The sequence below is a fragment of the Ciceribacter sp. L1K23 genome (assembly GCF_018122705.1).
Taxonomy (GTDB): Bacteria; Pseudomonadota; Alphaproteobacteria; order Rhizobiales; family Rhizobiaceae; genus Allorhizobium.
This window is the reverse complement of sequence record NZ_JAGRRC010000001.1, coordinates 3,307,154-3,328,265: the sequence shown is the minus strand read 5'-3', so window position 1 is coordinate 3,328,265 and position 21,112 is coordinate 3,307,154. Positions and strand designations below refer to the sequence as shown.

Below are 21,112 nucleotides of genomic sequence, written 5' to 3'. Positions count from 1 at the left end.
GATTAAGATCACGAAAATCTAAGACCAAAACACCACCTGACCGCGCACCTCAAAACAAGAAAACCCGCCAAGCAAAAATCGGCGGGTTTGTCAGCGGTCTGGCCCGCTTCATCGAAGCGGGTTTTTTGCAAATGAGCCTCGTCAGGCAGCGTTTGATGCCTGTTCCTCGTTGAGGAAGGTGAAGATGGCTTGGGCAGAATCAGTGGCGCGAAGCTTGCTGACCATGTCCTGATCCCGCAAAACGCGCGCTATACGGGAGAGCGCCTTAAGATGATCGGCCCCGGCACCTTCCGGCGCAAGCAGCAGGAAAGCGAGATCGACCGGCTGGTCATCGAGGGCCTCGAAGTCGACCGGTGTTTCCAGTCGGGCGAAGACCCCAACAATGCTCTGGATACTGGTGAGCTTGCCGTGCGGTATGGCGATGCCGTGGCCAACGCCTGTGGAGCCAAGGCGCTCGCGCTGCAAGATGACGTCGAATATCTCCCGTTCCGGAATGGATGTGATCTTGGAGGCTTTTGCCGCCAGTTCCTGCAACAACTGCTTCTTTGAATTCACCCTCAGAGCGGGGATGATCGCATCCTGTTGCAGTAGGTCTGCCAAGGCCATTTTAAAATCCTTCACTCCGCAGAGATGAATGACACGGACCGGCCAGAGCCAGCCCGTGGCTGCATCAGCCCTTGATATTGGTCGAGTCGATCCAGCCGATGTTGCCGTCGTTACGGCGATAGACGATGTTGAGGCCGTCCTTTCCCGGGCTGCGGAAAAGCAAAACGGGCTCGTCGGTCATGTCGAGCGCCATGACGGCGGATGCTACCGTCATCGTTCGTAGTTTCTTGGTGCTTTCCGCGACGATCGTCGGCGCGAAATCTTCGGGAACCTCTTCCTGTTCCTCCGGCATCGCATCCATCACGGCGTAGGCAACTTCGACATGGTTGCCCGAATTCGTCGCATGATGGTCTTTCAGCCGACGCTTGTACCGGCGCAGACGCTTTTCGATCCTCTCAGCCGCGGCGTCGAACGCCAACTGCGGATCGTTCGCCTGACCAGCAGCATGCAGGTTGATCCCCGTGTCCAGGTGAATCATGCAATCGGCCGAAAAGCGCGATGACGATTTCGTGACGGTGATCTGTCCTGAATACCCTCCGTCGAAATATTTGGTGACTGCGTCGGAGACGCTACCCTCGATTCGCTGCCGGAAAGAATCGCCTATTTCCATATGTTTGCCGGAGACACGCACACTCATGGAGTTTCCCTTCTTATTCTAATTTACGGGTACCAGTTTACGCCAAGCCGTGCGTGCATCCAAGCGTTTCGAGCATTTCATGTCGCTCGTCTTAGGGATAAGAGGTCTTCACCGGCGAAGCTCTGCGTGCGACATTTTCCCGGTCTGTCGGGGCGGGCTTCTAGCCCCAGAGTTTTGCGGAGTCAACGCCGCAAAGCCTGTTTTCGGGCTCTTATCCGGCCGAAACCTTGGCAATCGCTCGCTTCTCGCGACGCCTTTGCACGGACGAGGGAATGTTCATGGCCTCTCGGTACTTCGCGACGGTTCGTCGCGCGAGATCGACACCGCCGCGCTTCAACGTCAGCACGATGTCGTCGTCCGACAGAACAGCTTCAGGGCTTTCCTGGGAGATAAGCTGCCGAATTCGGTGGCGAACAGCCTCCGCCGAATGCGCATCCCCGTCGTCGGCTGAACTGATCGAGACGCTGAAGAAATATTTCAATTCGAAGAGGCCACGGGGGGTCAGAATGTACTTGTTGGTCGTCACACGACTGACGGTCGACTCGTGCATCTTGATACCGTCGGCCACCGCCTTGAGGTTCAGGGGCCGGAGGTGGTCGACGCCCAGCCGCAGAAACGCATCCTGCTGGCGGACAATTTCGCTTGCGACCTTCGCGATCGTCTTTGCGCGCTGGTCGAGGCTGCGGGTCAACCAGTTGGCGTTTTGCAGGCAATCGGACAGAAAGGCCTGGTCGGCGCCGCGAGATGTTCCCTTCTTCGAGACCTCGACGAGGTAGCTCTGGTTAATTAATACGCGCGGCAGGACATCCGGATTGAGCTCTACGATCCACCCGCCATCGCGACCGGCGCGAACGATTATGTCCGGTATCACGGCTTCGCTGATCGTCGCCTCAAACCCGCTACCGGGCTTAGGATTCAACTTGCGGATTTCCCCAAGCATGTCGATCAGGTCTTCCTCGTCAACGCCGCAAAGACGTTTCAGCGTGGTGAAATCACGCTTCGCCAGCAGTTCCAAATTGTCGACGAGGGCACGCATCGCAGGATCGAGACGGTCGCGAAGCTTGAGTTGTATGGCCAGGCACTCGCTGAGGGTGCGCGCGAAAACCCCGGGTGGATCGAGCGTCTGCAAAGTGTTCAGCACGTCCTCGATGTGGCTGGAAGTGGTGCCGAAGCGTTCCACAGCCTCACCGATGTCGGCACGCAGATAACCGGCTTCGTCAAGCTGATCGATCAAGGTGAGCGCGATCAGTCTGTCTCCGGAGTTGGTTATTGCGAACGGCAGCTGCTGCAGGAGGTGGTCGCGAAGGCTCGTCTGACCCGCGACGAAATCATCCAGATCGAAGCCATCGCCGCTGGTTGCCCCCGGCATGGACTTCCATTGGCCGATCAGTTCCGGAGCGTCGGCCCTTCCGGGGCTTGCCTCGTCGGCGTAGGCCTCGCCGAAGTTCGCATCCAGCCGGTCGTCGAGGGTGTCGCCTTTGCCGCCTTCGTACCAGTCGCTGGCGAGCGAGGGGGCCGCCACGTCTCCGTCGGCATGGTCGGTATCGGCGCTGCTCTCGTTGCCGCCGGAATAGGCATCATCGCCCGAATTGTCATCATCAGACGATGGAATTTCCAGAAGCGGATTTTTTTCCACTTCCTGGGCGATGAATTGGGTGAGTTCCAGATGGGTCATCTGCAACAGCTGAATGGACTGCATCAGCTGCGGAGTCATGACCAAAGATTGACTTTGTCGCAGGTAAAGATTGGCCGACAATGCCATGGCGGACGCTAAACTCCCCTACACTTGCCCCCTGGCACGCCCTCGGGAATACCAGTTGCCCCAACTGGCCCAAAAATTGCTTTTTTAGATCGTTTGGTCAAGCGTTCATGCCGGAGGGAAGAAATTTTCTCCCTTTGGGCGCTTACAAACTGAATTTGTCGCCGAGGTAAAGGCGTCGAACGTCCGCATTGTTGACGATGTCGTTGGCCCGCCCATGCGTGAGCACCTCGCCCGCATGGATGATATAGGCTCTGTCGATGAGACCCAGTGTTTCGCGAACATTGTGGTCGGTGATCAGGACACCGATACCGCGCGCCGTCAGATGGCGGACAAGGTTCTGGATATCGGACACCGAGATGGGGTCGACACCCGCAAACGGTTCGTCCAGCAACATGAAAGTTGGGTCTGTCGCCAGCGCGCGCGCGATTTCCAGGCGACGGCGTTCGCCCCCGGAGAGAGCCACAGCGGCGGATTTGCGCAGTTTCTCGATGTGGAATTCATCGAGCAGTTCATCGAGCTTCCGTTCGCGCTTCTGCCGGTCGCTTTCGTGCACCTCCAGCACTGCGCGGATATTGTCTTCGACCGACAGTCCCCGGAAGATCGACGCCTCTTGCGGTAGGTAGCCGACGCCGAGCCTTGCGCGGCGATACATCGGCATCGTTGTCACATCGTTGCCGTCGATGGCAATCATGCCCATGTCGACGGGAACGAGACCGGTGATCATGTAGAAGCATGTCGTCTTTCCCGCGCCATTCGGGCCAAGCAGGCCGACAGCTTCCCCCCGCCGCACTACCATGGAGACGCCGTTCACAACGCGCCGCGAATTGTAGGTTTTCGTCAGGCCGCGAGCGATCAGCGTGCCATCGTAGCGCGCTTTGTCGAGCGTCGGTGCCTCGGAACCGGTCGGCTGGTCGTGCTTGGCGCCGAAAAGAGCAGGGAGTCGGGGAATTTTCACGTCAATCCGGTCTCAGTTGTTTTGCCGAGACTTCGGATCGAGCTGTATCTGTACGCGGCCGCCGCAGCTTTCCAGCCTTGCCTCTCCCGAGCGCATTTGCACTGTGAGTTTGCATCCGACGAAAACGTTCTGACCTTCGGAAAGGACCACACGATCGCCTTCCAGAACGAAAATTTCGGTGTCGAGGTTGAAAAAGCCCTTTTCAGCCGTCGCCTGCTGGGTGCCCGACGACAGGAAAACGGTGTCGGAGACGTCGATCTTCTCGATATCCGCGTTACCCGACGTCACGGCTGTTCCCTCGCCCCGGTAGTGTACGACCATACGCCCTGAGCGCAGCATGGTTGTTCCTTGCACGACCTTCACATTGCCAGAAAAGATTGCCGACTTTTCCTGTTCGCGAAACTGCAGTTCGTCGCTTTCGATCTGGATCGGCTGGTCGTTAGACAACTTCAGCCCATCCATGTTGCTGGTGGTGTTCTGCGAACGGGCTATCGCGGGCGGCAAAAGCGCCAAACCGGCGGCGATCAGCATTACCGAAAGTCTACCTTTGCGTATCATCTTGCCGGCCTTCAATTGCCCTGTTTGCGAATGGCGGAGGGTTCGATGTTCACTCGAACCGCTCCCGAGAAAACGATCGTCCGACCGTTATCGGTTATCTTCATGGAGTCTGCAACAATGGCCGCTTGTTCTGCCTTGATCGAAACCGGATCGGGGGTTTCCATCTTGCCGCCCTTGACGTCAAGATGGGCGGATTGAAAGTTGGCCTCGACACCGCTGCTGAGACGGATCGTGAAAGGTGCCGTCATGTCGAGCCTGTCCGAAGACCGGTCAAAAATGCCGCTGATCGCCTCGACTCTCGCGATCACCTTCTCGTTTAGTGGTACTGCGGCGGCGATCGTTTCAAGCGTGATGATGTTGGGGTTGGCAATATCCTGAAGGGCGCGCTCGGCTCGCATCGAGTAGCTTATGCCGTCGCGGTTCCGGCCCGATATAGCAGGCTTCTCCATCACCACTTTGCCGTTTTCTATGCGCGCGCCTTCAAGTTCGATGTTTTCCGGCAGATAGGCACGGATGACCGAGACGGCGATGAAGGAGAGGGAGATGAGGATGGCCGCGATCGGCAGCAGGACTTTTAATCGCTCGACACGACGGGTGTGCCGAACCGCTGCCGCATAGGCGCTGTTCGCCGTTCCGGCGGCGGGCGACTGTGCCTCTGCTAACCTGTTCAGCATCAAAGAACCTTGTTGAATTCCGGCATTTGCAGCGCCACAGCGATAGCGCCCGTGCGTTCGGCCGGAGAATTCGCATTATTGCAGGCGATTGCCAATATGGAAATTGCATCACGGTTTACAAGCCCGTGAAGGCCTTGCGGCGCCGGAGAGGGTCTTGAAATGCGACGGTGGGAAGTTGTTTCTTGACGGTACTGACCATGTTTGGCACTTTGTGCCCTCTTTCATGAAGTTGTTCAGGGGGCAACCGTGATCAAATCGGAACTGGTGCAGATCGTCGCCGCGCGCAATCCGCACCTTTATCATCGCGACGTCGAAAACATCGTAAACGCCGTTCTCGATGAAATCACCGATGCCCTTGCTGCGGGTAACCGCGTCGAGCTTCGGGGCTTCGGAGCCTTCTCGGTGAAAAACAGGCCATCTCGTTCAGGCCGCAATCCGAGAACCGGTGAGACGGTGTTTGTCGAGGAGAAGTGGGTTCCTTTCTTCAAGACAGGTAAGGAACTGCGCGAACGGCTGAATCCCGGCATGGGCGACGACGATAGCGATTGATCGATCGCCTGACTGTTCCCTATATGTAGGTTCGACCGGCACCCGGCTGTTCGCCGAGGTGACTGCCGTTGCATAGCAGAGGGAAATACCATGCTCCGCAAGATCATCACTCTCGTCGTCCTCGTACCGCTCGGTATCGTGCTGATCGTCCTTTCGGTCACGAACCGCCAGAGCGTGACCCTTGCGCTCAATCCCTTCCGCCCCGAGGATCAGGTGCTGTCGCTGACGGCGCCGTTCTTCGTGTTTCTCTTCGTCGCATTGATGATCGGCCTGTTGGCGGGTTCCTTTGCCACCTGGCTGTCGCAGGGCAAGCACCGCAAGCGCGCCAGGGTGGAAAAGAAGACAGCGCTGAAATGGCAGGCGGAGGCCGACAAGCACAAGAACCGGGCCGAGCAGATCGCCGTGCAGGCCCTGCCAAGTCCGCAGTCGAAGTAACGGGGCTTTCCCTGGGGCAGGTGGAATGGTAGTTGCGCCGTCTTTGGTGGCAACAGAAGTCGGAAGTCGCGTTTTGAAGAAGAGGGAACAGAGGTCCAGCAAAGGATCGCCATCACAGCGTGGCGCCGGGGGACCACCGAGGCGCGATGGCCGCCCGGGCGTTCGCAATGGCGACCAGCAGCGAAAGGCGGCGCCTATCGCCGAAACGAACACGCCGTCGGCTGAACCGGCGCGCGGACTGTCGCCGAGAAGTGGCGAGCGTCCCGCCGAGCGGGTGCCGCTCATTCTTGAATCGGATGCGGCGGGCGATTTCCACTTGATCGACAGTGGGAACGGTCAGAAGCTCGAACAGTATGGATCTTACCGCATAGTTCGTCCCGAAGCCCAGGCGCTTTGGAAACCCTCATTGCCAGACCATGTTTGGAATGGCGCCGATGCGGTCTTTACCGGCGACACTGACGAAGACGGCATGGGGCGCTGGCGCTTCCCCCGGGAGGCTCTTGGGGAGACCTGGCCCCTTTCATTGCTGGGTGTGGATTTTCATGGGCGTTTCACGGCTTTCCGCCACGTCGGGGTCTTTCCGGAGCAGATCGCGCATTGGTCCTGGATGAAAGAGCGGATCGAGACCGAGAAGCGAACACTGAAAGTGCTCAACCTCTTCGGCTATACGGGTGTCGCTTCGCTGATCGCAGCCGCTGCAGGCGCGGAGGTGACGCATGTGGACGCCTCCAAGAAGGCGATAGGCTGGGCGCGTGAGAATCAGGCCCTCAGCCGCCTCGACAAGGCGCCGATACGTTGGATCTGCGATGACGCGATGAAGTTCATTCAGCGCGAAGAACGCCGCGGCAACCGCTACGACATCATCCTGACGGATCCTCCGAAGTTCGGCAGGGGCCCGAATGGCGAGGTCTGGCAACTGTTTGATAATCTGCCATTGATGCTCGATATCTGTCGCGAATTGCTGTCGCCCAAAGCGCTCGGTCTGGTGCTGACCGCCTACTCCATACGGGCAAGCTTCTACTCCATCCATGAACTGATGCGTGAGACGATGCGCGGAAAGGGTGGCTGGGTCGAATCCGGGGAACTGGTGATCCGCGAGACGGGTCTCGACGGCAAGGCGCCAAATCGTGTTCTTTCAACTTCCCTTTTCAGTCGCTGGGTGCCGAAATGAATAACGACATCAGGCACGACGGGGCCCGGCGGGTCGGTCAGGTCAAGGAGGTCACCAGCCTTGCCAATCCCATCGTCAAGGACATCAAGGCGCTGTCTCAAAAGAAGACGCGCGACGAGACGCGATCCTTTATCGCGGAGGGCCTGAAGCTCGTCATCGACGCGCTCGATCTTGGCTGGACGATCAAAACCCTCGTCTATTCGAAGGCTGCCAAGGGCAAGCCGGTGGTCGAAAAAACCGCCGCCCGGACCATTGCGGCCGGTGGCCTTGTCCTGGAAGTCAGCGAAAAGGTCATGTCCGCGATCACCCGTCGCGACAACCCGCAGATGGTAGCGGGAGTTTTTGAGCAGCGATGGATGCCGTTGAAAACGGTATCGCCGGTTTCTGGGCAGACCTGGATCGCACTGGATCGCGTTCGTGATCCCGGCAATCTCGGTACGATCATTCGCACGGCTGATGCCTCCGGAGCATCGGGGATCATTCTGGTGGGTGATTGCACTGATCCCTTCTCGATGGAGACGGTCCGCGCAACCATGGGCTCCGTTTTCGCGGTGCCCGTGGTCAAAGCAACGGTCGGGGAGTTCCTTGCCTGGAAACGTGCGGCAGGCGTGAATATCGTCGCCACCCACCTTGCGGGTGCGGTTGACTACCGGACGATTGATTACCGGTCGCGTCCCGTCGTGCTTTTGATGGGCAATGAGCAGTCGGGGCTCCCCGACGAACTGGCCTCGGCGGCCGACTCCCTCGCGCGAATTCCCCAGTCAGGCATGGCGGATTCGCTCAATCTCGCTGTCGCGACGGGTGTCATGCTGTTCGAAGCAAGACGGCACCTGCTCTCGCTCGGAGACCATGCCTGATGGCCGGACGCACCTTGTTTTCACGTCCGATGCCGGCGGTGATCTTCGTGGTTACAATGCTGTTTCTCGATCAGTTGATCAAGTATCTCGTCGAGATCGAACTGCCGATGCACGAACTGGTCCCTGTCATGCCGTTCCTCGCGCTCTACCGGACCCATAACCTGGGAGTGGCGTTTTCAATGCTGTCGGGAATGGACGGCTGGTTCATTGTCGGTCTTCGGATTGTCATCGTGGGCTTTGTCCTATGGATGTGGCGGCGCACGGACTACACCCATCACTTCGCACATCTCGGTTACTCACTGATCATCGCAGGTGCCATCGGCAATATCATCGACCGTTTCGTGTACGGGCATGTCGTCGACTATATTCTGTTCTACACCGGCACATGGTCGTTCGCCGTGTTCAACCTCGCAGACGCCTGCATAACGATCGGAGCGGGACTCGTTCTGGTCCAGGAGTTCCTCGTACCTCACCCGAAGGACAAGGCCTGACCTGCTTTGCGTCAGTCGCGGCAGCGTGGCTTGCGTCACGAAGTTGTCGTAGAAGCGTGGTTTATGACCCGGAAAAGTAGGGCGGAGACGAATCGCCATGGGCATCGAAATTCTGGATCGCTCGACAGTCGCTGACGCAGTCACCGGACCGTCAACAGCCGATACGCAGACCATTCTTGACGTTCTTGGCCGGATCGGAAATCTTGAGACCCGTCTGGCGCGCACCGAGCGTGAAATAGACGCTGCCCAGGCGCTGCGGTTCAAGGTGTTTGCCGAGGAGATGCACGCCATCCTGCCACCGGAAGCCATGCGTCGGCAGCGTGACGCCGACCAATGGGATGCGGTCTGCGATCATCTACTCGTCCTGGACCGCTCGCTGGAAGGTGATGCGGAGGACCAGATCGTTGGAACCTACAGGCTCCTCCGACAGGAAGTCGCCTTAGACCATGGCGGGTTCTATTCTGCGTCGGAATTCCAGGTAGGTGATCTCCTGTCCCGGCATCCCGGCAAGCGCTTCATGGAACTGGGGCGCTCCTGTGTATTGCCTCCGTATCGAACCAAGCGCACCGTGGAATTGTTGTGGCAGGGGAATTGGGCCTATGCTCTCAGATACGGTGTCGATGCCATGTTCGGCTGCGGATCCTTCCCCGGGGTGCGTCCCGAGGAGCACGCCTTGGCGCTGTCGTTCCTCCATCACAACGTAGTTGCAAAAGGCGACTGGCACGTCAGCGCGCGTCCGGAACTTCATCGCGAGATGGATCTCATGCCGAGCGAAGCCGTGAATCCGAAACGGGCGCTACTGGCAATGCCGCCGCTTATCAAGGGTTACTTGCGCCTCGGTGCGATGGTGGGCAGTGGCGCGGTAGTCGATCAGGCCTTCAACACCACCGACGTGCTGATTTTGCTTCCCATCTCCAGCATTTCCGACCGCTATATCAACTACTACGGCGCCGACGCCGGACGCTTCGCGAGCTGAGGCGGCGGCTCACTTTTTCAACAAGACGATGTATCGTGGGGATCAAGCGGCAAGTCGCCGACTTCGCGCAGACTCATCTGGGTCACCGCAGGGTGTATCAGGGGATCACGCCGCCAACCCTCGGCGCCGCCCTTCTCTGTCAAAAGCGTCCGGACAATCAACGAAATCTTATAGAATATCTTGAGCATGGGCCGGTGTCCTCAGTTGGTCGCCCTATTCGGTCGACCTCAATTGCCCAAAATAAAGGGATGTCACAGCATCGCCCATTGATGCTTTCGGCACAGAGCTATAGATTTTCTGCATGAGGAACTTGAATGTCATGACCCTGAACGGTCTGAGGGCGGTGGAAGCCGTGGGGCGGCTGGGATCGCTACAGGCAGCATCCGACGAACTGGGTGTGACCATCGGCGCGGTCAGCCAGCAGGTGATCAAATGCGAAACACAGCTGGGACGGTCACTCTTCGCACGCGAGCCGCGTGGTCTCGTAGTCTTGCCGGGCGCTCGAGACTTCGTGACGCGACTGACCGAAGCCTTCGGTGGCTTGTCCCGTGCCGTGGACTGGATACGACACGAGAGGGAGGACGTCCTGACGATCTCTGTCGCTCCGGTCTTTGCGGCGAGATGGCTCGTCTTCAGGCTGGGACAGTTTGCCGAGCTTTACCCAGACATCCGCATCCGCCTGGACGCTACCGACCGCCTGATCGATCCGAATGTAGGCGATGTCGATCTTTGCATTCGCGTCGGAAAGGGTCGATGGTCCGGCGTGCAGGCCCACCTTTTGCTGCAGCAGCAGGTCTTTCCCGTCTGCTCCCCGGCAATGGCATCGAAGCTGTCGACACCCGCTGACATTCTGGACATGCCGTGGGTTGTCGATGCCCGGGCGATGTTTTCGCGAGACCTTTGGCTGGGTCGCGCCGGTCTGCCAATCGGCCGGGTGGTAGCCCGTCACGTTTTCAATGAAGCGTCGCTTTGTCTCGACGCCGTGATCGCCGGCCAGGGTGTGATGCTTGCGTGGCAGACGCTTGCCTCGCACGCCATCCAAAGCGGCCAGTTGGTCGTTCCATTCGGCCCGTTTCTGGCGACCGGCGATGCCCATTATCTGGTGACGGCGGAAAACGCGGCACGCGACCCGAAAGTCGAGGCTTTTGAAGCTTGGCTTCGGCAGGCGCTTAAAGACGACATGGCGGCACTGAACGCCTTCGTCCGAACGGCAGGCATCGAGCCGGCGGCGCTTTGAGTCTCTAGTGGGCGTTGTAAGCAGCGATTGTCGCCATGTTGACAATATCCGTATCCTTGGCGCCGTACTGTGCGATCTGCACCGACTTCTGAAGGCCGACGAGCAATGGCCCGATGACCGTCGAGCCCCCGAGTTCCTGTAGCATCTTCGTCGAGATCGCCGCAGAATGGATGGCGGGCATGACCAGCACGTTCGCGGTGCCGGAGAGGCGGCAGAACGGATACTGCTCCATGCGATGCGTGTTCAGCGCCACGTCCGCGCCCATCTCCCCGTCGTATTCGAAATCGACGTGACGCCGGTCGAGGATTTTCACCGCCTCGCGCAAACGCTCAGATCGCTCTCCGGTCGGATGTCCGAAGGTCGAATAGGCAAGCAGCGCAACGCGCGGCTCATAGCCCATCCGGCGGGCGACGCCTGCCGCTTCCTCGGCGATGTCGGCAAGTTCCTCTGCCGTCGGCATGTCGTGCACTGCCGTATCGGCCACGAGAACCGTACGACCGCGCGTGAGCGCCAGCGACACGCCGATCACCCGGTGGCCTGGCTCGGCGTCGATGCACCGACGGACATCCTCGAGCGCCGTCGAATAATTGCGCGTCGTACCCGTCACCATGGCGTCGGCATCACCAAGCGCGACCATGCAGGAGGCAAAATGGTTGCGGTCCGTGTTGATCAGACGCTGGCAATCGCGGTGGAGATATCCCTTCCGCTGCAGCCTGGAATAGAGATAGTCGGTATAGGCCTCGACACGCGTCGAGACGCGGGCGTTGACGAGTTCGATGCCAGGCCGGTCGAGATCGATGCCGGCTCTGGCCGCTGTTGCTTTCAGTGGCTCGTCGCGACCGAGCAGGATCGCCGTGCCAAGCCCCTGCGTCGCGAACGAGATGGCCGCGCGCATCACCTGTTCCTCCTCGCCCTCGGCGAAGACCACGCGCTTCGGATGCTTCTTCACGCGCTCGTAGAGCCGCTGCGTTGTCGCAGCGATCGGGTCGCGTCGAGCTGAAAGTTCGCGCGCATAGGCATCGAGATCCTCGATTGCCTTTCCAGCGACGCCGCTTTCCATCGCTGCCCGCGCGACGGCAACAGGAATGGCGGAGATGAGGCGCGGATCGAAAGGTACGGGAATGATGTATTGCGGCCCGAAGCGCGGACGGTTGCCCTGATAGGCTGCCACCACGTCGTCGGGCACGTCCTCGCGGGCAAGATCGGCGAGAGCCTCCGCGGCGGCGATCTTCATCGCCTCGTTGATCTGCGATGCGCGAACGTCGAGCGCGCCCCGGAAGATATAGGGAAAGCCCAGGACGTTGTTCACCTGGTTCGGGTAATCGGAACGCCCGGTCGCCATGATCGCGTCGGTGCGGATTTCGGCGACCTCTTCCGGTGTGATTTCGGGATCGGGATTGGCCATGGCGAAGATGATCGGGTTTGGCGCCATCGAACGGATCATGTCGGCGGAAAAAGCGCCCTTCTGAGACAGGCCGAACACGACGTCGGCTCCGGCCATGGCCTCGGCCAGAGTGCGTGTCTCCGTCTTCACCGCGTGCGCCGATTTCCACTGGTTCATGCCTTCCATGCGGCCCTGATAGATGACACCCTTCGTGTCGCAGAGGATGATGTTTTCCGGACGGAAGCCCATGCTTTTGATGAGTTCGACGCAGGCGATGGCCGCAGCGCCCGCGCCGTTGCAAACCAGCTTCGTCGTCTTGAAATCGCGACCTGTCAGTTCCAGCGCGTTGATAAGACCGGCTGCCGCGATGATCGCGGTGCCGTGCTGATCATCGTGGAAGACGGGGATATCCATCAATTCGCGCAGGCGCTGCTCGATGATAAAGCAGTCGGGTGCCTTGATATCCTCGAGATTGATGCCGCCGAACGAAGGGCCGAGATAGCGGACGCAGTTGATGAACTCGTCGACATTCTCGGTGTCGACTTCGAGGTCGATCGAGTCGACGTCTGCGAACCGCTTGAAGAGAACGGACTTGCCCTCCATCACCGGCTTGGAGGCAAGCGCCCCGAGGTTGCCGAGGCCGAGAATTGCCGTACCGTTCGAGATGACGGCAACCATGTTGCCGCGCGTGGTATAGTCATAGGCCGTTCTTGGGTCTGACGCGATGGCCTTGACCGGCACCGCCACTCCGGGTGAATAGGCGAGCGAAAGGTCGCGCTGCGTTGCCATCGCCTTCGTTGGCGTAATCTCAAGCTTGCCGGGTCGGCCCTGCGCGTGAAAATCCAGCGCTTCCTGTTCAGTGACGGACGTCTTGGCCTTTCCGGCCTTGTCGTTTGTCGGCATGTTCCCTCGACCTAGTTGTGGGCAGCGTCTCGCGCGGCCGCCCTTGCTGTTGTTTTTGGTCTCCCAAGGCCGTTAGTGTTGCACGTCGCTTTTTGAAAGAAAACATTCCGCTCGTGAGCATCAACAACCCCCTTGATATCGAGGTCCTGAAGGCCGCCGAACTTGCCTCTGAGGAGAGCCGTGCCTCGGCGACGCCGATGATGGAGCAGTTCATCGAGATCAAGGCGAACAATCCCGATAGCCTGCTGTTCTACCGGATGGGCGATTTCTACGAGCTGTTCTTCGAGGATGCGGTGGAGGCGTCCCGTGCGCTCGGCATTACGCTCACCAAGCGCGGCCAGCACATGGGCCAGGACATTCCGATGTGCGGTGTGCCGGTGCACGCGGCCGACGATTATCTGCAAAAGCTGATTTCCCTCGGTTTTCGTGTCGCCGTTTGCGAGCAGGTCGAGGATCCCGCAGAAGCAAAGAAGAGAGGATCAAAGTCGGTCGTTCGCCGGGATGTGGTGCGTCTCGTGACCCCTGGCACGCTGACGGAGGAAAAGCTTCTTTCCCCTTCCGAGTCGAACTACCTCATGGCGCTTGCCCGCATACGCGGCGCGTCGAGTTCCATGGCGCTCGCCTGGATCGATATCTCGACCGGCGTCTTTAGGCTAGCGGAGACCGACGAGCAGCGGCTGCTGGCTGATATCCTGCGGATCGAGCCGCGGGAACTGGTGCTTGCCGACAATCTGTTCCACGATCCCGAATTACGTCCGGTCATGGATGTCCTTGGACGTATCGCCGTTCCTCAGCCGGCGTTGCTCTTCGACAGCGCGACTGCCGAAGGACGTATAGCCCGCTATTTTGGTGTTGCAACGCTGGAAGGCTTCGGCAGTTTTTCCAGGGTCGAGATGGCTGCCGCCGCCGCTGCGGTGGCCTATGTCGAGAAGACCCAGATTTCCGAGCGTCCGCCGCTTGGCTTGCCGGAACGGCAGAATGCATCGTCTACGATGTTCATCGATCCGGCAACGCGCGCCAACCTTGAGCTCGTCAAGACGCTGTCCGGCGATCGCAACGGTGCGTTGTTGAAGGCCCTCGATCGCACGGTCACCGGCGGGGGGGCACGATTGCTGGCCGAGCGTCTGATGTCACCGCTTACGGATCCGGGACTGATCGCGGAACGACAGGAGGCAATTGCCTTCCTGCTCGCCGAACCCATGTTGAGCGACCGCCTTCGCGATCTGCTGAAACGGGTTCCGGACATGCCCCGCGCGCTGTCGCGTCTGGCATTGGACCGTGGCGGACCTCGCGATCTCGGCGCGATTTGCCTCGGTCTTGGCGCTGCCCGCGAAATTGCAGGGCTGCTTGCCGATCATATCGGGCTGCCGGATGAGCTGGCAAACGCGCTTGCCGATTTGCAGGCCCTGCCCAGCCGTCTGGAAGAGAGACTTGCGACCCTACTCGCCGATGATCTGCCGCTACTGAAGCGTGACGGCGGTTTCTTGCGCGATGGTGCTCGCTCGGATCTGGACGAGGCGCGCGCGCTCAGGGACCAGTCGAGGCGCGTCATCGCCGGCCTCCAGCTGCAATATTCCGACGAGACCGGGATCAAATCGCTGAAGATCAAGCACAACAACGTGCTCGGCTATTTCATCGAGGTCACGGCCAACAACGCCGGCCCGTTGACGGAAGGCGAGGCGAAGGCACGCTTCATCCACCGTCAGTCGATGGCCAACGCGATGCGGTTCACAACCACCGAATTGGCCGACCTCGAAACGCGGATTGCAAACGCTGCCGGTCAGGCTCTAACGATCGAACTGGAAGCCTTCGAAGCCATGACTGCCGATGTCGTGACCGCCGCCGAGGCGATCAAGCGCGGGGCAAAGGCGCTCGCCATTGTCGATGTAGCCGCCGCTTTGGCGGCCTTGGCCGAGGAACAGGGCTACTGCCGTCCGATGGTCGATGACAGCCGCATGTTCAGGATCGTTGCCGGACGTCACCCCGTTGTCGAGCAGGCATTGCGTCGGCAGTCGGCCGGACCGTTCATTGCGAATGGTTGCGATCTTTCGCCTGTGGCGCACGGAAGCGATGGTGCGATCTGGTTGCTCACCGGCCCCAACATGGGTGGTAAGTCGACTTTCCTTCGCCAGAACGCGCTGATCGCGATCATGGCGCAGATGGGATCCTTCGTGCCGGCGGGCGCAGCCCATATCGGTGTCGTTGACAGGCTCTTTTCCCGCGTCGGCGCTTCCGATGACCTGGCGCGGGGGCGATCCACCTTCATGGTCGAGATGGTCGAAACGGCGGCGATCCTCAACCAGGCGAGCGAACGCTCGCTGGTGATCCTCGACGAGATCGGTCGCGGAACGGCCACCTTCGACGGCTTGTCAATCGCCTGGGCGGCTGTCGAGCATCTGCATGAGGTCAATCGCTGCCGCTCTTTGTTCGCCACCCATTTTCATGAACTGACGCAGCTGTCGGAAAAGCTGCCTCGTCTCTCGAATGCGACGATGAAGGTGAAGGAATGGCAGGGCGACGTGGTGTTCCTGCACGAGGTTGGACCCGGCGCGGCTGACCGTTCCTATGGCATCCAGGTGGCTCGTCTCGCCGGCCTGCCTGCCTCCGTAGTAGCTCGCGCCCGTGAAGTGTTGACGCTGCTTGAGGATGCCGACCGCAAGAATCCGACCAGCCAGCTCATCGACGATCTGCCTCTGTTCCAGGTCGCCGTGCGGCGCGAGGAAACCGCTCGGTCTGCTTCGCCGCTTGCCTCGAAAGTCGAGGATATGCTCCGTGCGCTCGATCTGGACGATCTTACGCCGCGTCAGGCGTTGGACGCGCTTTACGCGTTGAAGCAAGAACTTGGCAAACCTTGATCGCTAATATGCTGTAACCGGCCCCTCAAAAGCGCTATAGCGCAGTCACTGCGCGTGCTCACCAATTGAAAGCGAAGACGCCATCCATGGCCCAGCCGACGATAGACAATAGCGATATCCTCGATACCGCCGCCTTGAAGGCGGAGTGCATGAAAACCGCCGTCGCCAATGCCGGACACGTGCTGAACGCCCGCGCAGCTTTGCTGCCGGTGCTGAAACAGGCCGTCGCCGAGGCACGTGAGGTCGCGCGACGGAAACTTTTCGAAGATGGCAGTGGTCTCGCCTGTGCACAGCGTCTGTCCTGGCTGCAGGACCAGTTGATCTCCATCGTCTATGAGGCCGTTGTCGCCCACATTTATCCGGAAAAAACCGATTCCATCGCCGTGGCCGCGGTCGGTGGCTACGGTCGCGGCACCTTGGCGCCCGGCTCGGATATTGACCTTCTCTTCCTGACGCCGGCAAAGGTGTCGCCCAATATGCACAAGGCGGTTGAGTTCATGCTCTACCTGCTCTGGGATATTGGTTTCAAGGTGGGTCATGCCACGCGCACGCTTGACGAATGCATCCGCCTTTCAAAGACCGACATGACCATTCGGACTGCTGTGCTGGAGTCCCGCTTCATTTGTGGCAAGGCCGACCTGGTCGCTGAGTTGATCCGCCGGTTCGATCTCGAGGTGGCGGAAGGCACGGCGCCGGAATTCATCGCCGCCAAGCTTGCCGAGCGCGATCAACGTCATCAGAAGGCCGGCGACACCCGCTATCTGGTCGAGCCGAACGTGAAGGAAGGCAAGGGCGGTCTCCGTGACCTCCAGACCCTCTTCTGGATCGCCAAATACAAGTACAATGTCCGTGATGCCGAGGACTTGGTGAAGCTCGGTGTACTGTCGAGGCAGGAATGGCGCCTGTTCCAGAAGGCGGACGATTTTCTCTGGGCCGTGCGTTGCCACATGCATTACCTGACCGGTAAGCCCGAGGAGCGCCTGTCTTTCGATATCCAGCCGGAGATCGCCCAGTCGCTCGGTTATCAACCGCGACCCGGCCTTTCTGCCGTCGAGCGTTTCATGAAGCATTACTTCCTCGTCGCCAAGGACGTGGGCGATCTGACACGGATCATCTGCGCCGCGCTTGAGGACGAGCAGGCCAAGGCTGCGCCGGGTCTGACGGCTGCGATCGGCCGTTTTGCGAACCGTCCGCGCAAGATCCCTGGAACGATCGAGTTCATCGAGGACAAGGGGCGCATCGCGCTCGCCCGAGCCGATGTCTTCAAGCGGGATCCGATTTCCATCATCCGCCTTTTTCACGTTGCCGACCTCAACGGCCTGGAATTTCATCCTGACGCGTTGAAGGGTGTAACGCGATCCCTGTCGCTGATCGACAATGACTTCCGCGAGAACGAGGAAGCCAACCGCCTCTTCATGGCGATCCTGACATCCCGTCGCGACCCGGCGCTGATCCTGCGGCGCATGAACGAGGCGGGTGTCCTTGGTCGCTTCCTGCCGGATTTCGGCAAGGTAGTGTCGATGATGCAGTTTAACATGTATCATCACTACACCGTCGACGAACACCTCATTCGGACGGTTGGCGTGCTGTCTGAGATTGAAAAGGGGCAATCCGGCGATATCCATCCGTTATCGGCGAAGCTCTTGCCAAGCATCGAGGATCGGCAGGCGCTGTATGCCGCCGTCCTGCTTCACGACGTTGCCAAGGGTCGCCAGGAGGACCATTCGATCGCCGGGGCCAAGGTTGCGCGTAAGCTCTGCCCGCGACTCGGCCTTTCGCCGAAGCAGACGGAACTCGTGGCGTGGCTCATCGAGCAGCATCTCCTGATGTCCATGGTGGCTCAGACCCGCGACCTGCATGATCGCAAGACGATCACCGACTTCGCCGAGAAGGTCCAGTCGCTTGATCGCCTCAAGATGCTGCTGGTGCTGACGGTCTGCGACATCCGCGCGGTCGGTCCCGGTGTCTGGAACGGCTGGAAGGGGCAATTGCTCCGCACGCTCTACTACGAGACGGAATTGCTCATCTCCGGCGGTTTCTCCGAGGTTTCGCGCAAGGAACGCGCCAAACATGCCGGAGACATGCTCTCAGAGGCTCTGGCAGACTGGAGCACGCGCGAACGCGAGACGTATATCAAGCTTCACTACGAGCCGTATCTGCTCGCCGTCGCTCTTGAGGATCAAGTCCGCCACGCAAATTTCATCCGGCAGGCCGACAAGTCCGGCCACGCTCTGGCGACGATGGTGCGGACGCATTCGTTCCACGCCATCACCGAGATAACTGTTCTGTCTCCCGACCACCCCCGGCTTCTCTCCATCATCGCCGGTGCCTGTGCCGCAGCCGGTGCCAATATCGCCGATGCGCAGATTTTCACGACATCGGATGGGCGCGCGCTCGATACGATCCTGGTCAATCGCGAGTTCCCGATCGATGAGGACGAGATGCGTCGGGCCGGCACGATCTGCCGCATGATCGAAGACGTTCTTTCGGGCCGCAAGCGCCTACCTGAGGTGATTGCCACGCGCAGCAAGGGGAAAAGGAAGAACAAGACATTCCCCGTCCAGCCCCACGTCACGATCTCCAACGGCCTCTCGAACAAGTTCACCGTGATCGAGATCGAGTGCCTCGATCGCATCGGTCTGCTGGCTGAGGTGACAGCTGTTCTCTCCGATCTCTCGCTCGACATCCATTCGGCGCGCATCACCACGTTCGGTGAGAAGGTCATCGACACCTTCTACGTAACCGACCTGATCGGTCAGAAGGTCACAAACGACAACCGCATCGCCACCGTCACCGGGCGACTCAAGGCGGTGATGGCCGAGCAGTCCGACGAACTGCGCGACAAGATGCCCTCCGGCATCATCGCGCCGGCGCCGCAGCGTGGGACGTTGATCCAGAAAAAGCTGAGAGCCTGAAATGAGCCTTGTCCGAAAATTTGCGACGGTCGGCGGCGCGACCCTGGGCAGCCGTATCTTTGGCTTCGCCCGCGAAACGCTGATGGCGGCCGCTCTGGGCACGGGACCCATGGCAGACGTCTTCTACGCCGCGTTCCGGTTTCCGAACCTGTTTCGCCGTCTCTTCGCCGAGGGCGCGTTCAATGCTGCCTTCGTGCCGCTTTTCTCCAAGGAAATCGAGGCGAATGGCGTGGCCGGTGCCAAGCGCTTCTCCGAGGAAGTCTTCGGCGTTCTCTTCTCCGTACTGCTGGTGATTACGATCGTCATGGAACTCTCCATGCCGCTTCTGGTGCGCTGGATCATCGCGCCTGGCTTTGCTGACGACGCTGAGAAGTTTTCCCTGACGGTCCGGTTGGCGGCCGTGATGTTCCCCTACCTCATGTGCATGTCTCTGACGGCGATGATGAGCGGCATGCTGAATTCGCTGCACCACTTTTTCGCAGCCGCCATCGCCCCGGTCTTCCTGAACGTCATCATGATCGGAGCGCTTCTGTATGCGCTACATACCGGAGCCGAACCCGCCACCACCGCGTGGTATCTCTCCTGGTCGGTCTTGGCGGCTGGGCTTCTGCAACTCGCTGTAGTCTATATCGGCGTCCGCCACGCCGGAATGAGCATTGGTTTTCGCTGGCCCAGGATCACGCCGAACGTCAAGCGCCTGCTTGTTCTGGCAGTACCGGCCGCGCTGACGGGCGGGATCACCCAGATCAACCAGATCATCGGACAAGCGATTGCCTCCGGCAAGGAGGGCGCGATCGCCGCTCTCCAGTATGCGGACCGCATCTACCAACTTCCCCTCGGTGTTGTCGGCGTTGCGGTGGGGGTCGTGCTGTTGCCGGAACTCTCCCGCGCCCTCAAAGGTGGCCATCAGGTCGAGGCGGCCAATATCCAGAATCGCTCGATAGAGTTCGTCCTTTTCCTGACCCTCCCCGCAGCCGCCGCTTTGTGGGTGTTGTCCGACGAGATTATTCGGGTGCTCTATGAACGGGGCGCCTTTTCCGAACAGAACACCGCCGTGGTCGCATCTATCCTGGCGATCTACGGGATAGGCCTGCCCGGCTTCGTCCTCATCAAGGCTCTGCAGCCAGGCTTTTACGCGCGTGAAGACACGAAAACGCCGATGCGTTTCACCGGCATATCCGTCGCGGTGAATTCCACGCTTGCGATATCCCTATTTCCCCTTATCGCCGAACGCGGTATCGCCACTGCGGAGGCGGCCGCCGGCTGGATCAACGCGGTTCTGTTGTTCGTGACGCTTCTGCGCCGCGGCGACCTGATGTGGGAGTGGCCGCTTGTCTGGCGCGCCGCAAGGCTGGTTGTTGCATCCGCTGTCATGGCGATGGTGTTGATCTACTTTTCGGATCGCTGGAGCGCGTGGCTCAGCCCTTCATCGGGTCTCCTGGAGCAGGTTGCTGCGCTCGGCGCTTTGATCGGTATCGCGATGGTCGTGTACTTTGTAACAGCATTCGCCATTGGCGGTGCCAGCCTCGGAATGATTCGCCGAAACCTGCAGCGCAGGGGCCGTCAGCAATAGGTCCAGTTGCGGCGCGGTCCGATATCGACATGGACGATGCCGTTGCAGTACCGACCCACGCCGCCAATGCCGGGAGCATGCTTAGCCGCGGCAACGATCTTTCGTTCAGAAACGCCGGGCACGCGGATGTCGGCGGCGTAACAGCGGCTGTGTTGCGACTTCCCGGACCGGGGTCGATGACCGGATGTGACGATCGGTTTCCGGCCGGTCTCGCTGGCGATGTGAGCGAGGATACGTTGAAGCTTTTCCGGAAAACATCCGACCTGCACGCTCGCTCTCTGGACGGTGTAGGCGGCAGAGTAGCTGTGCTTCATGAAGAAGGTAGCCTTGCGTTTTTCATCCTTGGCGGTGGCGTTTGGGCTTGTCATGGCAATGGCCAAGAGACAGGCAATGGCGACGCGATACATCATGCCGAGGCTCCTGTGAAAAAAGAAAATTATCGCTTGATAGCGAGGTTGCGATCGGAGGCGGGTATTTCCTTCCGAAAAGTGACCTGAATAAGGAGGAATTTGCTCTAATTCGAGAATTTCGCGCCGTATTGGTTAATGTCCGTTAAGGATACTTGCGCAGCACA

At 59.8% G+C, this 21,112-nt stretch carries 17 protein-coding genes and 1 pseudogene; 10 read left to right on the top strand and 8 right to left on the bottom strand.

Annotation, left to right across the window (positions count from 1 at the left end; translation table 11 throughout):
* Positions 1-141 precede the first annotated feature (141 nt).
* The 6 genes and pseudogenes from ptsN to lptC all read right to left on the bottom strand — a co-directional run bounded on the left by ptsN (position 142) and on the right by lptC (position 5,192).
* Entirely contained in the window at positions 142-606 is a 465-nt protein-coding gene (ptsN, locus tag J5J10_RS16070; RefSeq protein WP_208548291.1) for a PTS IIA-like nitrogen regulatory protein PtsN, read from the bottom strand.
* Between the two features lie 64 nt (positions 607-670).
* A complete protein-coding gene (gene raiA, locus J5J10_RS16065) occupies positions 671-1,243 on the bottom strand; it encodes a ribosome-associated translation inhibitor RaiA (protein ID WP_208548292.1) in 573 nt (190 codons plus the stop codon).
* 211 nt (positions 1,244-1,454) lie between these two features.
* A complete protein-coding gene (gene rpoN / locus J5J10_RS16060) occupies positions 1,455-3,005 on the bottom strand; it encodes an RNA polymerase factor sigma-54 (protein ID WP_211930628.1) in 1,551 nt (516 codons plus the stop codon).
* 142 nt (positions 3,006-3,147) lie between these two features.
* Positions 3,148-3,888, bottom strand: a pseudogene (lptB, locus tag J5J10_RS16055) (LPS export ABC transporter ATP-binding protein); the annotation flags it as partial.
* 84 nt (positions 3,889-3,972) lie between these two features.
* Entirely contained in the window at positions 3,973-4,518 is a 546-nt protein-coding gene (locus J5J10_RS16050; protein ID WP_208548294.1) for an LptA/OstA family protein, read from the bottom strand.
* A gap of 11 nt (positions 4,519-4,529) precedes the next feature.
* The gene (gene lptC / locus J5J10_RS16045) at positions 4,530-5,192 is read right to left on the bottom strand and encodes an LPS export ABC transporter periplasmic protein LptC (protein WP_211930627.1); all 663 of its coding nucleotides are present in this window, start codon (positions 5,190-5,192) and stop codon (positions 4,530-4,532) included.
* 201 nt (positions 5,193-5,393) lie between these two features.
* Between lptC and J5J10_RS16040 the strand changes: the two genes are divergently transcribed.
* The 7 genes from J5J10_RS16040 to J5J10_RS16010 all read left to right on the top strand — a co-directional run bounded on the left by J5J10_RS16040 (position 5,394) and on the right by J5J10_RS16010 (position 10,908).
* A complete protein-coding gene (locus J5J10_RS16040; protein ID WP_208548296.1) occupies positions 5,394-5,741 on the top strand; it encodes an integration host factor subunit beta in 348 nt (115 codons plus the stop codon).
* A 90-nt stretch (positions 5,742-5,831) separates the two neighbouring features.
* Complete coding sequence (locus J5J10_RS16035; RefSeq protein ID WP_208548297.1) at positions 5,832-6,176, top strand: DUF1049 domain-containing protein; 345 nt, start codon at positions 5,832-5,834, stop codon at positions 6,174-6,176.
* Positions 6,177-6,249: 73 nt separating this feature from the next.
* Positions 6,250-7,347: a class I SAM-dependent rRNA methyltransferase gene (locus J5J10_RS16030; RefSeq protein WP_211930626.1), complete on the top strand. Its 1,098-nt coding sequence runs from the start codon at positions 6,250-6,252 to the stop codon at positions 7,345-7,347.
* On the top strand, positions 7,344-8,204 hold the full coding sequence (locus tag J5J10_RS16025; protein WP_211930625.1) for an RNA methyltransferase: 861 nt from the start codon (positions 7,344-7,346) through the stop codon (positions 8,202-8,204). Before J5J10_RS16030 ends, J5J10_RS16025 begins: the two co-directional genes overlap by 4 nt.
* Positions 8,204-8,695, top strand: coding sequence for a signal peptidase II (gene lspA / locus J5J10_RS16020; protein ID WP_211930624.1), 492 nt, complete (start codon positions 8,204-8,206; stop codon positions 8,693-8,695). Before J5J10_RS16025 ends, lspA begins: the two co-directional genes overlap by 1 nt.
* Before the next feature lie 97 nt (positions 8,696-8,792).
* Positions 8,793-9,671 (top strand): GNAT family N-acetyltransferase, encoded by an 879-nt coding sequence (locus J5J10_RS16015; protein WP_208548301.1) that lies wholly within the window; start codon positions 8,793-8,795, stop codon positions 9,669-9,671.
* A 301-nt stretch (positions 9,672-9,972) separates the two neighbouring features.
* Positions 9,973-10,908 carry a LysR substrate-binding domain-containing protein gene (locus J5J10_RS16010; RefSeq protein WP_211930623.1) on the top strand — a complete coding sequence of 312 codons (936 nt, stop codon included), beginning with the start codon at positions 9,973-9,975 and terminating at the stop codon, positions 10,906-10,908.
* A 4-nt stretch (positions 10,909-10,912) separates the two neighbouring features.
* Here J5J10_RS16010 and J5J10_RS16005 read toward each other — a convergent pair whose 3' ends face one another.
* Positions 10,913-13,195: an NADP-dependent malic enzyme gene (locus tag J5J10_RS16005; protein ID WP_211930622.1), complete on the bottom strand. Its 2,283-nt coding sequence runs from the start codon at positions 13,193-13,195 to the stop codon at positions 10,913-10,915.
* Between the two features lie 113 nt (positions 13,196-13,308).
* On the opposite strand from J5J10_RS16005, the gene mutS reads away from it, so the two are divergent.
* The 3 genes from mutS (at position 13,309) to murJ (ending at position 20,538) form a co-directional block, all read left to right on the top strand.
* The gene (mutS, locus tag J5J10_RS16000; protein ID WP_349252074.1) at positions 13,309-16,050 is read left to right on the top strand and encodes a DNA mismatch repair protein MutS; all 2,742 of its coding nucleotides are present in this window, start codon (positions 13,309-13,311) and stop codon (positions 16,048-16,050) included.
* Between the two features lie 65 nt (positions 16,051-16,115).
* Positions 16,116-18,965 carry a [protein-PII] uridylyltransferase gene (locus J5J10_RS15995; protein ID WP_282959990.1) on the top strand — a complete coding sequence of 950 codons (2,850 nt, stop codon included), beginning with the start codon at positions 16,116-16,118 and terminating at the stop codon, positions 18,963-18,965.
* 1 nt (position 18,966) lies between these two features.
* Positions 18,967-20,538, top strand: coding sequence for a murein biosynthesis integral membrane protein MurJ (gene murJ / locus J5J10_RS15990; RefSeq protein WP_211930620.1), 1,572 nt, complete (start codon positions 18,967-18,969; stop codon positions 20,536-20,538).
* On the opposite strand, the gene J5J10_RS15985 is transcribed toward murJ, so the two are convergent.
* Positions 20,529-20,948 carry a DUF882 domain-containing protein gene (locus J5J10_RS15985; RefSeq protein ID WP_211930619.1) on the bottom strand — a complete coding sequence of 140 codons (420 nt, stop codon included), beginning with the start codon at positions 20,946-20,948 and terminating at the stop codon, positions 20,529-20,531. The genes murJ and J5J10_RS15985 overlap by 10 nt on opposite strands.
* Positions 20,949-21,112 lie beyond the last annotated feature (164 nt).